Origin of the sequence: Bradyrhizobium sp. UBA2491 (genome assembly GCF_002341725.1) — a bacterium.
Taxonomy (GTDB): Bacteria; Pseudomonadota; Alphaproteobacteria; order Rhizobiales; family Xanthobacteraceae; genus Bradyrhizobium.
This window is the reverse complement of the sequence record NZ_DDOP01000036.1, coordinates 1-13,301: the sequence shown is the minus strand read 5'-3', so window position 1 is coordinate 13,301 and position 13,301 is coordinate 1. Positions and strand designations below refer to the sequence as shown.

Genomic DNA, 13,301 nt, shown 5'->3' with positions numbered 1-13,301 from the left:
CGGCTTAACCAGGGCGTTACCCTGTTGTTTGATCGCGGCCGGCTGGCCCGACCAGTTAAGACAAGTCTGGGCATTGTTTGCCATGCTTTTCCCCCAGCTTGGCAGGAACGGCACGCGATGTTCGGGCGCAGGGTGGTTTTCGGAAAGAAGCGGGAGACCTTGGGCGAGCCCAAGGACACCTCACGTCCGGCGCCGGACGCCGATCGCACCGCGCCGGCCTTTCACAAGATGCAGTGGGACCACCCGCAGATCGGCTCGCTGCTGCGCGATGCGGGCTTCGTGCCCGACAATGAGCACGACGCAGCGCCCACGGCCGACAATTCGCTCGCGGTGTTCGCGGCCGCCAGTCGACGCTTGCAACAGCGTACCGAGGCCTTCAACCGCGACATGGCGGCCCAATACGGCTACTGCCACGCGTTGCCTTTCCTCATCATCGACCAGAAGATCTGGGACGGGCCGCATGGCGCGTTTCTCTACGGCCAGATGGATCTGATCGGTTACGACGAGTGGAACGTGATCATGCTGGCCGGCGATCCGCAGACCACGGCGTCATGCGGCCTGGCAGCGCATCCCGGCTTCCTGCCGGCGGTGACCCAAACCATGACCGAGCATGTCATCGAGTGGAAGGCGCGGCACAGCGGCCTGCTCGAGACGTTCCGAAATGCCGGCGGCGGCGACATCCCTCGCGAGCAACATGAGATCGACAAGGACGCGCTACGCAGGGAGATCATCGACAAGGCCGGCTGGATGAAGCCGCGCATCATCGATGAGCTCCAGCGCAGGGGCTAGAGCATCATCCGAACGGCGCGAATCCGCTTTGCCAGCAGCTCAAGCTGCGCATTCAATCGGGCCGGTCGCGGTGCCGCCGCGTGCGGTACGGCCGGCAATCCGGGCACGGCTGACCGAAGATCACCTGCGACGGATACGGCCGCGCCGAGTGCTGCGGCGTCGCGCCGAACAGTCCCGCGGCCCCGAACCCGGCGCTGAAGGGATCGCTGGCAAAGCTGCCCGGGAAGTAGCCGTTGCTCCGGAAATCGCGGTGGTCATCCCTGCCGTCGAAATACGCACCGCCGGTGCTGCCGTAGCGCAGCGGCCGGTCCTGCGCCGATGCGGCGGCCGCGCTGAGCGCGACGGCGGCGCAGGCGATCAGTCCCCTCAAGGCGATCATGGTCGAGGCCCTCATTGCCGAACGGTCCCCCAATCGCCCTTCCAGCCGATCAGGCGTCCCTTGCCGAATTGCAGGTAGAGCCCGTCGCTACGCCGCGACAGCACGCTGCCCCTGACATTGGGCAGCGCGACGAACATTTCATTGCCGGGCGTGCCGCGCACGTAACTCAGCGGAACACCGAGCGACTGGCTGGCCTGGTCGGCGCTCATGCCGAAGCTGAGCGGAACGCCGTTGGGAGCGCCCTGCTGTGCCCGCGCCGGGCCGGCCGGCGCGCCCAACGCGACGATCAGGGCAATGACGAGAACTGTTGCGAACCGCTGCATCACCGACCTCACTGCGCCGTCGCCGCAAGCATGCCGGACGGCGTCCAGCCGCCGCCGAGCGCCTGGAACAGGCTGCTCGCGGCAAGCAGCTTGTTGAGCCGGACCGTAACCAGATTGTTCTCGGCCGTGAACAGCGTCTGCTGCGCCTGTAGCACCGTGATGAGATTGACCGTGCCGCCGCGCAACTGCGTCTCGGCGACCTCGAACGCCTTGCGCGACGCCGCCACGACATCGGCTTGCAGGCGTTCCTGCAACGTGTACTTTTGCAGCGCGATCAGCGCCTTCTCGACGTCGGCGAAGGCCGACAGCACCGCCTTGCGATAGGCCTGCAAGTATTGCAATTGCTGGCCCTTGGCGAGCTTGAGCTGGCTCTCCAGCAGGAAGCCGTCGAACAGCGGCTGGGTCAGCCCGGCGGCGAGCGTGTAGTACCAGCCGCCCGGCGCGAACAGCGAGGCGAGCGCGGCGCTCTGGAAGCCGGTCGTGCCGGTGAGCTGGATCTGCGGGAAGAACGCCGCGCGCGCCGCATCGACGCTGAAATTGGAGGACGCCAGTTGCGCCTCGGCCTGGCGCACGTCAGGCCGCTGGTAGAGCAGTTCGGACGGCATCCCGGGCGTCACCCGCGGCACCGCGATCTGCGTCGTGGAGCCGCCGCGCACGCTGAAATCGGCCGGCGCGCGCGCCACCAGCACGGCGAGCGCGGCGATGTTCTGCCCGACCGTCACCTCGAGCGGCGGGATCGCCGCGCGCTGGGTCGCGACCAGCGCCTCCTGCTGCGACAGATCGAGCTGCGAGGCGGTGCCGCCGGCGAATTGCGACTTGATCAGAGCGAGGATGCGCTCGGCCGCCGCCAGGTTGCGGCGGGTGACCTTGATCTGGTCCTGGGCCGCCAGCACCTGGAAATAGGTGTTGGCGACCGTCGCCATCGTGCTCAGCGCGACCACTTCGCGATTGTAGCGGGCACTGGTCGCGCTCTCCTCCGACGCCGACAGCGTCGCGCGATTCTTGCCCCAGAAATCCACGATATAGCTCGCGCTCAGGCCGAGACTGTATTGCGAGAAGGTGCCGCTGCCGCCGAGCGACGAGCTCGATCCCGCCGCGACGCGCTGGCGTTCGGCATTGGCCGATCCGGACAGCGACGGCAGCAGCGCGGCGCCGGAGACGCCGGCCTGCGCATCGGCCTGCACGATCTGGGCGATCGCCACGGCAATATCGAGATTGTAGAGCTGCGCGGATTCCATCAAGCCGGTCAGCTCGGGCGAGCGAAAGCCGCGCCACCAGGCGAGCGCCGGCACGGCCGCGTCCGCATCGCCCTTGGCAGCGGCGCGATAGCTCGCCGGCACTTCGAGATTGAGCTCGGGCCGCTCCGCGCCGGGAATGCAGCCGGACAGGCCGAGACCGATCCCGACAAGCGTCAGCAACGCGGGACGCCGGCGCTTCTCGCCAACCGCAGCGGCGCGCGGAAACCGGACCGATTTCCGCAACATTTGAAGACTTCGCGATGCTGCAACTGTCGGCATTTACTCGCCCGGTTGAAGTGAGGAGCCCGGCCGCCGCAATGCGCCGCCCTGGCGGACGCGTTGGGCCCACAGGCGGAACCGATCCAGATAGAGATAGATGACCGGCGTCGTGTAGAGCGTCAGGACCTGGCTCAGGATCAGGCCGCCGACAATGGCGATGCCGAGCGGCTGCCGCAGCTCGCCGCCATCGCCCATCCCGATCGCCAGCGGCACGGCACCGAGCAGTGCGGCCATCGTCGTCATCATGATCGGACGGAAGCGCAACAGGCATGCTTCCCTGATCGCCTCGAGCGGCTCCAGCCCGCGCCTGCGTTCCGCATCCAGCGCAAAGTCGATCATCATGATGGCGTTCTTCTTCACAATACCGATCAGCAGGATGACGCCGATCAGCGCCATGATACTGAACTCGGTCTTGAATGCCATCAGCGCCAGCAAGGCACCCACACCTGCGGAGGGCAGTGTGGACAAGATGGTCAGGGGGTGGACGTAGCTCTCATAGAGCACGCCCAGCACGATATAGATCGTGATCACGGCCGCCAGGATCAGGAACGGCTGGTTGCTCAGGGAATCCTGGAACGCCTTGGCGGAGCCCTGGAAGGTGCCACGGATCGTGGCCGGAACGCCGATCCGGTTCATGGTCGCCTCGATGCTGGCGACCGCGGTGCTGAGCGACACGTTCGGCGGCAGGTTGAACGAGATGGTGTTGGCGACCAAAAGCCCTTGATGATTGACCGCGAGCGGCGTCGCGCCTTGCTTGAAGGCAGCGACCGCCGAGAGCGGGATCATGGTCTCGCTGCTGGTCGAGACCGCCGACCCGGTCGAGGCCGCCCCTTTCCCGGTCGAGCCGATCGAATTGGTGGCCTGGTTGCGCGCGGCCTGCGCATTGGCCGAGCTGGCCGCGCTCGAGGTCCCCGACGCCACCACGGTGCCCGCGACCGCATTGGTCGATTGCGACCCGCCGACCGATGCGCCCGAGGTGCTGATATAGACGTCCTTCAGCGTCTCCGGGTTCTGCCAGTAGCGCGGCGCCACCTCCATGATGACGTGGTACTGGTTGCGTGCGACATAGATCGTCGACACCTGACGCTGGCCGAAGGCATCGTAGAGCGTGTTGTCGATCTGGCTGACCGTGATGCCGAGCCGGGCCGCGGCGTCACGGTCGATCACGAGGTCGGACTCCAGGCCCTTGTTCTGCTGGTCGCTGTTGACGTCGGCAAGGTTCGGATCGCGCTGCAAGGCCGCCGCGATCTTCGGCGTCCAGTCATTGAGCTCCTCCAGCGTCGAGCCCTGCAATGTGTATTGATACTGCGCGTTCGAGGCCCTGCCCCCGACCCGGATGTCCTGCACCGCCTGTAGGAACAGGCTCGCGCCGGGCACCACCGCCATCTCCCGACGCAGCCGCGCGATCACGCCGTCGGCGCCGAGCTTGCGCTGGTCGAGCGGCCGCAGCGACACGAACACGAATCCGGAATTGGTCTGCCCGCCGCCGGTGAAGCCGACCACGGTCTCCACCGCCGGATCGCGCTTGATGATACCGACGAACTGCGCGAGCTTCTGCTGCATCAGCTGGAATGACACGCTCTGGTCGGCCTGGATCGAACCGACCAGCCGTCCGGTGTCCTGCTGCGGGAAGAAGCCCTTCGGGATCACGTTGTAGAGATAGAAATTGAGGCCGAACACCGCCGCCAGCACCAGCATCACCGACAGCGGATGTTGCAGCGCCGCGGTCAATGTCCGGCGGTAGAAATTCAGCATCGCCTCGAAGAAGCGCTCACTCGCCCAATAGAGCCGCCCGTGGCCGCCGTGGTCCGGCTTGAGCAATACGGCGCACATCATCGGCGTGGTCGCCAGCGAGACCGCGAGCGAGATCAGGATCGAGATCGAGATCGTCATCGCGAATTCGCGGAACAGCCGTCCGACGATGCCGGCCATCAGCAGAATGGGAATGAACACCGCGATCAGCGAGATGCTCATCGACAGCACGGTGAAGCCGACCTCGTTGGCGCCCTTCAGTGCCGCCTCGAGCGGGCTCAGGCCTTCCTCGATGTAGCGGGTGACGTTCTCCAGCACCACGATAGCGTCGTCGACCACGAATCCGGTCGCCACCGTCAGCGCCATCAGCGACAGATTGTCGAGGCTGTAGCCGAACAGGTACATCGCACCGAAGGTCGCGACCAACGATACCGAGACCGCCACCACCGGAATGAACGTGGCACGCCCGCTGCGCAGGAACGCGAACACCACGACGACAACCAGAAAGACCGCCAAGATAAGCGTTCGCTCGACATCCTTGAGCGAGGTGCGGATGGTCGTCGAGCGGTCCACCGCCAGGCCGATGTCGATCGCCGGCGACACCGAGGCCTTCAGCTGCGGCATCAGCGCCTTCACCAGGTCGACGGTCGAGATGATATTGGCGTTGGGCTGGCGGTAGAGGATGACCAGCACCGCCGGCTTGCCGTCGGCAAGCCCTGCGTTGCGCAAATTCTCGACGCCGTCGGTCACCTCGCCGACGTCGGAGAGATGGACCGGCGCGCCATTGCGGTAGGCTACGATCAGCGACTGATAGTCGGCGGCCTTGTTGGCCTGGTCGTTGGCATAGACCTGGTAGCGCTGGTCGCCGACATCGATGCCGCCCTTCGGGCTGTGCGCGTTGGCGTTCGACAGCGCGGCACGGACGTCCTCGAGACCGATGCCGTATTTGTAGAGCGCCTGCGGGATCAGGTCGACGCGGACGGCGGGCAGCGAGCTGCCGCCGACCACGACCTGGCCGATGCCGTCGACCTGCGACAGCTTCTGCGCCAGCACCGTGGACGCAGCGTCGTACAGATCGCCGCGCGTCATCGTATCCGAGGTCAGTGTCAGGATCAGGATCGGCGCGTCGGCCGGATTGACCTTGCGGTACGTCGGATTGCTGCGCAGGCTGGTCGGCAGATCGGCTCGCGCCGCGTTGATCGCGGCCTGCACGTCACGCGCCGCGCCGTCGATGTCGCGATTGAGGTTGAATTGCAGCGTGATCCGGGTCGAACCGACCGAGCTCGACGACGTCATCTCGCTGACGTCGGCGATCTGGCCGAGATGCCGCTCCAGCGGACTTGCGACCGTGGTCGCGACATCCTGGGGGCTCGCGCCCGGCAGTGTCGCCTGCACCGAGATGGTCGGGAAATCGACCGCCGGCAGCGGCGACACCGGCAGCTTGAAGAACGCGACAATGCCCGCCGCCGCGAGCCCGAACGTCAGTAACGTCGTTGCGACCGGCCGGCGGATGAATGGCGTTGACGGCTCCATGGCTCAACGCGACCCGCTCGCCTCGCCGACCTCGCTCCCGCGCCCGGCGAACCGCAGCGCGAGCCGATCGAACCAGAGATAGATCACCGGCGTCGTGAACAGGGTCAGCAACTGGCTCACCAGGAGGCCGCCGACGATGGAGATGCCGAGCGGATGGCGGAGCTCGGAGCCGGCGCCGCTGCCGATCATCAGCGGCAGCGCACCGAGGACGGCAGCCATCGTCGTCATGATGATCGGCCGGAACCGCAACAGGCAGGCCTGGTAGATCGCCTCCCGCGGCGGCTTGCCCTCGTTGCGCTCGGCATCGAGCGCGAAGTCGATCATCATGATCGCGTTCTTCTTCACGATGCCGATCAAGAGGATGATGCCGATGATCGCGATGATGGTGAGATCCTGCCCAGCCATCATCAGCGCCAGCAACGCGCCGATGCCCGCCGAGGGCAGCGTCGAGAGGATGGTCAGCGGATGGATGAAACTCTCATAGAGCACGCCAAGTACGATATAGACCGTGATGATCGCGGCCAGGATCAGGAACAGCTGGTTGGAGAGCGACGATTGGAACGCCAACGCCGCGCCCTGGAAGCTCGTGATCATGCCGAGCGGCTGGTTGATGTCGAGCTGCGCCTGCTTGATCGCCGTCACAGCGCCGCCGAGCGAGGCGCCCGGCGCGAGATTGAACGACACGGTCGCCGACGGGAATTGGCCGAGATGCGAGACCTGCAACGGCGCGGTCTCGACCCGCATCTTGGCCATGACGGATAGCGGAACCGGCGTCGAGCCCACCGATGACGGCAGATAGATCGACGACAGCGAATCCAGCGAATTCTGCAACGACGGATCGGCCTCCAGGATCACCCGGTACTGGTTCGAATTTGTGAACACCGTGGAGACGATGCGCTGGCCGTAGGAATCATACAGCGCATTGTCGATGGTCGCCGGCGTGATGCCGAAGCGGGCGGCCTGGTCGCGGTCGATGTCCACGAAAACCGAAAGGCCTTGCGCTGCGATATCGCTGCTGACATCGGCGAGCTCGGGCAGTTCCCGCAGCTTGTCGACCAGCTTCGGCGTCCATTCCGCGAGTTCGTTCGGATCGGCGTCCTGCAAGATGAACTGATACTGCGTCCGGCTCACCGTGCCTTCGATGGTCAGGTCCTGCACCGGCTGCATGTAGAGCGTGATCCCGGTCAGATCAGCCGTGCTGGCCTTGATCCGGTCCATCACGGTCGCGACGCCGGCCTTGCGCTGCTCATGCGGCTTCAGATTGATCAGGATGCGGCCGCTGTTGAGCGTGGTGTTGGTGCCGTCGACGCCGATGAACGACGACAGGCTCTCGACGTCGGGGTCTTTCAGGATCGCGCTGGCGAGCCGCTGCTGCCGCTCGGCCATCGCCGCGTAGGAGACCGATTGCGGCGCCTCGGAGATCGCCTGGATCACGCCGGTGTCCTGCACCGGAAAGAAGCCCTTGGGGATGACGACGTAGAGCAGCGCGGTGAGACCGAAGGTGGCGAGCGCCACCAGCAGCACCAGCGGCTGGCGGTCCAGCACCCAGTTGAGCATCCGGCCGTAGACCGCGATGATGGCGTCGAACCCTTCCCGGCTGAGCCGCTGGAAGGTGTTCTCGCGCGCCATGCTCTCCGGCTTCAGCAGCTTGGCGCAGGCCATCGGCACCAGTGTCAGCGACACCACGGCGGAGATCAGGATCGTGACCGACAGCGTGATCGCGAACTCGCGGAACAGGCGGCCGACGACGTCGCCCATGAACAACAGCGGGATCAGCACCGCGATCAGCGACACCGTCAGCGAGATGATAGTGAAGCCGATCTGCTCGGAGCCCTTCAGGGCCGCCTCGAGCGGGCTTTCGCCCTCCTCGATGTAGCGCGAGATGTTCTCGATCACGACGATGGCGTCGTCGACCACGAAGCCGGTCGCGATCGTCAGCGCCATCAGCGACAGATTGTTCAGGCTGAAGCCGAACAGATACATCGCTCCCAGGGTGCCGACCAGCGAGAGCGGCACCGACAGGCTCGGGATCAGCGTGGCGCGGGTCGAGCGCAGGAACACGAAGATCACCAGCACGACCAGGACCACCGCCAGCGACAGCTCGTATTCGACGTCGCGGACCGAGGCCCGGATCGTCACGGTACGGTCGGTCAGGATGTTGAGGTCGATCGCGGCCGGCAGCGTCGCCTGCAATTGCGGCAGCAGGTCCTTGATGCCTTGCACGACCGAGATGACGTTGGCACCGGGCTGGCGCTGGATGTTGAGGATGATCGCCGGCGTCTCATTCATCCAGGCGCCGAGCTTGTCGTTCTGGGCGCCGTCGACGACGTTGCCGACGTCGGACAGGCGCACCGGCGAGCCGTTCTTGTAGGCGATGATCAGCGACTGGTAGTCGCTGGCATTGCGGATCTGGTCGTTGGCGTTGATCGTGTAGGCGCGCATCGGGCCGTCGAAATTGCCCTTCGGCGTGTTGACGTTAGCATTGCCGAGCGTGGTGCGGAGATCGTCGATGTTGAGGCCGTAGGCCGCGAGCTTGCGGATGTCGGCCTGGATGCGCACCGCGGGCCGCTGGCCGCCGCTGATGCTGACGAGGCCGACGCCGGGCAGTTGCGAGATCTTCTGCGCCAACCTTGTGTCGACGAAGTCCTGCACCTGCGTCAGCGGCATGGTCTTCGACGTCAGACCGAGGGTGAGGATCGGCGCGTCAGCCGGATTGACCTTGGCGTAGATCGGCGGCGCCGGCAGGTCCGTCGGCAGCAGATTGCCGGCGGCGTTGATCGCGGCCTGCACCTCCTGCTCGGCGACGTCGAGCGAGATCGACAGGCCGAATTGCAGGGTGATCACCGACGAGCCCGCCGAGCTCACCGAACTCATCTGGTTCAAATTCGGCATCTGACCGAACTGGACCTCGAGCGGCGCCGTCACCGACGATGTCATCACGTCCGGGCTTGCGCCCGGATAGAAGGTCTGAACCTGGATGGTCGGATAGTCGACCTCCGGCAACGCCGCGACCGGCAGAAATCTGAACGCCAGCATGCCCGACAGCATGATGGCGATCATCATCAGGGTCGTCGCCACCGGCCGCAGGATGAATGGCCGAGACGGGTTCATTTGGTCTGCCCGTCCTCGGACCGTTTGTGCTTGCCGCCTCCCGCCTTGTCGGGAGCGGCGCCGGCCTTGCTGTCTCCGGTGCCGCCTGCCTTGTCGCCCCCGCTGGCCGGCCCCTTGGCCGCGCCGGCCGGGCTGGCGGTATCGGCCGCGGAGCGCACCACCACCTTGGCGCCCTCGCGCAGCTTGTCGGCGCCGTCGATCACGACGCGGTCGCCGGGCACCAGCCCGGACAACACCTCGACCCGGTCACCATCGGTGACGCCGAGCTTCACCGGCCGCACCGAGACCGTGCTGTCGGCATTGACGAGGTAGACGAAGGTGCCCGGGACGCCGCGCTGGATTCCCGCCGTCGACATCGTCGTGGCGTCCTTGTGGGTGTCGAGCAGCAGGCGGATGTTGACGAACTGGTTCGGATACAGCGAGCGATCCTGGTTCTCGAACTGGGCGCGCAGCTTGATCGTGCCGGTGGTCGGATCGATCTGGCTGTCGAAAGTCTGGAGCGAGCCGTCGGCGAGCTTGGTGGCGCCGCTGCGGTCATAGGCCGCCGTCGGCAGCACGGCGCCCTCCTTCAGCCGCTTCTTGACCGCTTGCAGATTGTCTTCCGGCAGCGTGAACAGCACGCTGATCGGCTCGAGCTGCGTGATCACGACCAGACCATTGGTGTCGCCCGGCGTCACGTAGTTGCCGAGATCGACCTGACGCAGTCCGACCCGCCCGTTGATCGGCGACACGATGTGACAATACGCCAAGTTCACCTCGGCCGACTTCACGGCGGCGCGGTCGGCTTCGACCGTGCCTTGATACTGCGCGACCAGCGCGACCTGGGTATCGAGCGTTTGATGCGGCACCGCGTTCTGGGTGGCGAGGTTCTGGTAGCGCGTGAGATCGACCTGGGCGCCCTTCAGCTGCGCCTCGTCGCGCGCCAGATTGCCCTTGGCCTGCGCCAGCGTCGCCTCATAGGGCCGCGAATCGATCTCGGCGATCAGGTCACCCTTCTTGACCTCGTCGCCTTCCTTGAAATCGATCTTCATCAGGTAGCCGCTGATCTGGCTCCTGATCGTCACGGTGGCGAGCGAGGTCACGGTGCCGAGCGCATTGAGGCTGACGCCGATATCGCCCTTGCCGATCGTCTCCGGCACGATCGACATCGGCCCGGCATTGCGGCCGCCCCCGGCCTGTTGCGGCGCGGCCTGCTGGCGCGTCCACCAGACGATGCCGGCGAGCACCGCCAGCACGAGTAATCCCGTCAGTATCCCCGGCCAGCGCGACGCTCGCCTGACGGGTCCAGGTGCGACGATCGACGGGTCTTTGATCTGCTGGTCCATAACCTGCCCACGAAGAAACACGAATGAGCTCGCGCAGCTCTATGTGTCCCCTAGAGCCGGCGCGCGCCGCACGCGAGGAAGCATTTTGAACGCTTCCGTCTGACAAAGCGCGTTAAGATTCGGAAAGGATGGCCCCTCCTTCCCGGTCGAGCGCTGTTTCACGCCGGATTGTGGCTATTTTACCCGATCGACTGTAGCCAGGGCAACACGATCAGCAACAATCCGGCAAAGTAGATCACGCCGAAGATCAGCCCGAACTTCCAGAAGTCGCCTTTGCCGATATAGCCGCTGCCGTAATACATCGGCGCCGGTCCGGTGGCATAGGGCGAGATCACGCCCATCAGCCCCAGCGAATAGACGCACAGCAGCATCAAGGTCTGCACCGGCAGGCCCGGAATGCTGGAGCCGACCGCCAGCACCACCGGCAGCACGGCTGCCGTATGCGAGGTGATGCTCGAGAAGAAATAGTGGATCCAGAAGAAGAACGACACCAGCAGGATGATTCCGGCGAGCGGCGACGTGCCGGAGAGCGGCTTGGCGTACGCCTCGGCCACCCATTTGATGAAGCCGATCTCGTTGAGCCCCGACGACAGCGTGAGCAGCGAGGTGAAATAGAAGAAGACCTCCCAGGCACTCTTCTCCGCGACGATGTCCTCGAACGCGATCACGCCGGTCAGCAGCATCAGCGAGATCACCACGAACACGACGGTGGTCGCATTGATGAAGTTCGAACCGAGCAGCGGCACGCTGATATTGGGATTGGAGCCGCAGATCCACAGGAACATCGCGAGCAGCACCAGCACCGCCATGATCCATTCCTGCCGCGACGGCGGCCCCATCTTGGCGATCTCGCCTTGGCTCCAAGTGACGATCTCCGGGCTCTCCTTGATCTCCGGGCGGCAGATCACATAGCTGAGCAGCGGCACCAGCAGCAGCAACAGGATTCCGAGCGGCGCGAAGCCGATGAACCATTGCGACCAGCCGACCTCGATATTGACGAGCTTCTTGGCGATCGAAAGCGCGGCAGCATTCGGCGCCAGCGCGGTCAGGAAAAGCGAACTGGTGACGGCGGTGGTCGCGAACGCCGTCCACATCACGAAGGTGCCGATCTTGCCTGCGGTCGGGCCGGGCTCGGAGCCATAGATGCGCGGAATGTTGCTGACGATCGGATAGATCGTGCCGCCCGAGCGCGCGGTGTTGGACGGCGTCGCCGGCGCCAGCACCAGATCGGAGAATGCCACCGCATAGCCGAGCCCGATGGTGCGCCGGCCGAGCCCGCGCACCAGCAGCAGCGCCAGCCTGCGGCCGAGCCCGCTCTTGCGATAGCCGATCGAGAACACGAAGGCGCCGACGATCAGCCACACCGTGCTCTCGGAAAAGCCGCTCAGCATCCAGCGCAGCGACTTGTTCGGGTCGGGCTCGACATAGCCGCCGACGCCGGCAACGGTGAGGCCGATCAATCCGACCGCGCCGACCGGCATCGATTCGAGGATCAGCCCGGTGATGACGGCGGCGAACACCGCGAAATAATGCCACTGATTGGCGTTCAGCCCGGCCGGCACCGGGACCAGATAGATCACCAGCCAGACCAGCAATGGCGCAAACGTCCGCCATGACGATTTCATGCAGCGTCCCCTCACGTGTTTTGATTTGTCGGGCGTGCGAGCCGCCTGTCCCGGGCGGTGCCGCCATCTTTTTGTTGCAATCTAGCACGGCCGCGCCGCCCGTCGCGGGCAAGTCCGGCCGAATGGCGCGGCTTGTGGAGGAACCGATCGGTTTCGTCAACACGTCAGGACCCCGTAGCAGCCCCCATCGCAAGACCGGTCGCGCTTTGCTATTCTCGCGGCCATGACGTCACGCGACTCCGCCGCCTCCGAGATCACGCCCGAGGTGCTGCTGCGCGCCTATGCCTGCGGCATCTTCCCGATGGCGGAGAGCGCCGACGATCCGACGCTGTTCTGGGTCGAGCCGGAATTGCGCGGCGTGATTCCGTTCGATGGCTTCCGCGTCGCCTCCCGCCTGGCGCGCACCGTTCGCTCGGATGCCTTCACCGTCACCGTCGATACCGCGTTCAAGGCCGTGATCGCCGGCTGCGCGGCGCCGCAGCCGGGCCGCGACGACACCTGGATCAACAAGCGGATCCGCGATCTCTATCTCGGGCTATACACGTCGGGCCACTGCCACAGCGTCGAGGTCTGGCAGGACGACAATCTGGTCGGCGGCCTCTATGGCGTCAGCCTCGGCCGCGCCTTCTTCGGCGAGAGCATGTTCCACACCGCGCGCGACGCCTCGAAGGTCGCGCTGGTGCATCTGGTGGCACGGCTGATCGCGGGCGGCTTCGAACTGCTCGACACGCAATATGTCACCGAGCATCTCAAGACGTTCGGCGCGGTCGAAATCTCGCGCCGCCGCTATCGCACGCTGCTCGACAAGGCGATATCGGGCGCGCCGGCGGATTTCCGCAAGCTCGACACCACGCAGCCGGTCACGGGCGAGCAGGCGCTGGCGATCATCACTGAACGCAATTGAATTCGTAACCCGGATGCAGAGGCGTAGCCCGCATGAGCGAAGC

Annotated in this window: 9 protein-coding genes; 2 read left to right on the top strand and 7 right to left on the bottom strand. The window is 65.6% G+C overall.

Annotated elements, in window-relative coordinates; genetic code table 11:
• Positions 1-24 precede the first annotated feature (24 nt).
• Positions 25-789 carry a hypothetical protein gene (locus tag B2W55_RS10470; RefSeq protein WP_145987264.1) on the top strand — a complete coding sequence of 255 codons (765 nt, stop codon included), beginning with the start codon at positions 25-27 and terminating at the stop codon, positions 787-789.
• Between the two features lie 52 nt (positions 790-841).
• Here B2W55_RS10470 and B2W55_RS10465 read toward each other — a convergent pair whose 3' ends face one another.
• The 7 genes from B2W55_RS10465 to B2W55_RS10435 form a co-directional block, all read right to left on the bottom strand.
• Complete coding sequence (locus B2W55_RS10465) at positions 842-1,183, bottom strand: hypothetical protein (protein WP_024578457.1); 342 nt, start codon at positions 1,181-1,183, stop codon at positions 842-844.
• Positions 1,180-1,491, bottom strand: a complete 312-nt coding sequence (locus tag B2W55_RS10460; protein WP_024578458.1) for a hypothetical protein — start codon at positions 1,489-1,491, stop codon at positions 1,180-1,182. The genes B2W55_RS10465 and B2W55_RS10460 overlap by 4 nt, the downstream gene beginning before the upstream one ends.
• An 8-nt stretch (positions 1,492-1,499) precedes the next feature.
• A complete protein-coding gene (locus B2W55_RS10455) occupies positions 1,500-2,975 on the bottom strand; it encodes an efflux transporter outer membrane subunit (RefSeq protein ID WP_024578459.1) in 1,476 nt (491 codons plus the stop codon).
• 33 nt (positions 2,976-3,008) lie between these two features.
• The gene (locus tag B2W55_RS10450; protein WP_024578460.1) at positions 3,009-6,293 is read right to left on the bottom strand and encodes an efflux RND transporter permease subunit; all 3,285 of its coding nucleotides are present in this window, start codon (positions 6,291-6,293) and stop codon (positions 3,009-3,011) included.
• Positions 6,294-6,296: 3 nt separating this feature from the next.
• The gene (locus B2W55_RS10445) at positions 6,297-9,404 is read right to left on the bottom strand and encodes an MdtB/MuxB family multidrug efflux RND transporter permease subunit (protein ID WP_024578461.1); all 3,108 of its coding nucleotides are present in this window, start codon (positions 9,402-9,404) and stop codon (positions 6,297-6,299) included.
• On the bottom strand, positions 9,401-10,729 hold the full coding sequence (locus tag B2W55_RS10440; RefSeq protein WP_024578462.1) for an MdtA/MuxA family multidrug efflux RND transporter periplasmic adaptor subunit: 1,329 nt from the start codon (positions 10,727-10,729) through the stop codon (positions 9,401-9,403). The genes B2W55_RS10445 and B2W55_RS10440 overlap by 4 nt, the downstream gene beginning before the upstream one ends.
• 179 nt (positions 10,730-10,908) lie before the next feature.
• A complete protein-coding gene (locus tag B2W55_RS10435; protein ID WP_024578463.1) occupies positions 10,909-12,354 on the bottom strand; it encodes a DASS family sodium-coupled anion symporter in 1,446 nt (481 codons plus the stop codon).
• Between the two features lie 223 nt (positions 12,355-12,577).
• Between B2W55_RS10435 and aat the strand changes: the two genes are divergently transcribed.
• Entirely contained in the window at positions 12,578-13,258 is a 681-nt protein-coding gene (aat, locus tag B2W55_RS10430) for a leucyl/phenylalanyl-tRNA--protein transferase (RefSeq protein WP_024578464.1), read from the top strand.
• Positions 13,259-13,301 lie beyond the last annotated feature (43 nt).

Excerpts from the sequence above, each read along its gene's own strand:
- B2W55_RS10465 (WP_024578457.1), bottom strand. The coding sequence starts at position 1,183 with ATGAGGGCCTCGACCATGATCGCCTTGAGGGGACTGATCGCCTGCGCC.
- B2W55_RS10460 (WP_024578458.1), bottom strand. The coding sequence starts at position 1,491 with ATGCAGCGGTTCGCAACAGTTCTCGTCATTGCCCTGATCGTCGCGTTG.
- B2W55_RS10455 (WP_024578459.1), bottom strand. The coding sequence starts at position 2,975 with ATGTTGCGGAAATCGGTCCGGTTTCCGCGCGCCGCTGCGGTTGGCGAG.
- B2W55_RS10450 (WP_024578460.1), bottom strand. The coding sequence starts at position 6,293 with ATGGAGCCGTCAACGCCATTCATCCGCCGGCCGGTCGCAACGACGTTA.
- B2W55_RS10445 (WP_024578461.1), bottom strand. The coding sequence starts at position 9,404 with ATGAACCCGTCTCGGCCATTCATCCTGCGGCCGGTGGCGACGACCCTG.
- B2W55_RS10440 (WP_024578462.1), bottom strand. The coding sequence starts at position 10,729 with ATGGACCAGCAGATCAAAGACCCGTCGATCGTCGCACCTGGACCCGTC.
- B2W55_RS10435 (WP_024578463.1), bottom strand. The coding sequence starts at position 12,354 with ATGAAATCGTCATGGCGGACGTTTGCGCCATTGCTGGTCTGGCTGGTG.
- aat (WP_024578464.1), top strand. The coding sequence starts at position 12,578 with ATGACGTCACGCGACTCCGCCGCCTCCGAGATCACGCCCGAGGTGCTG.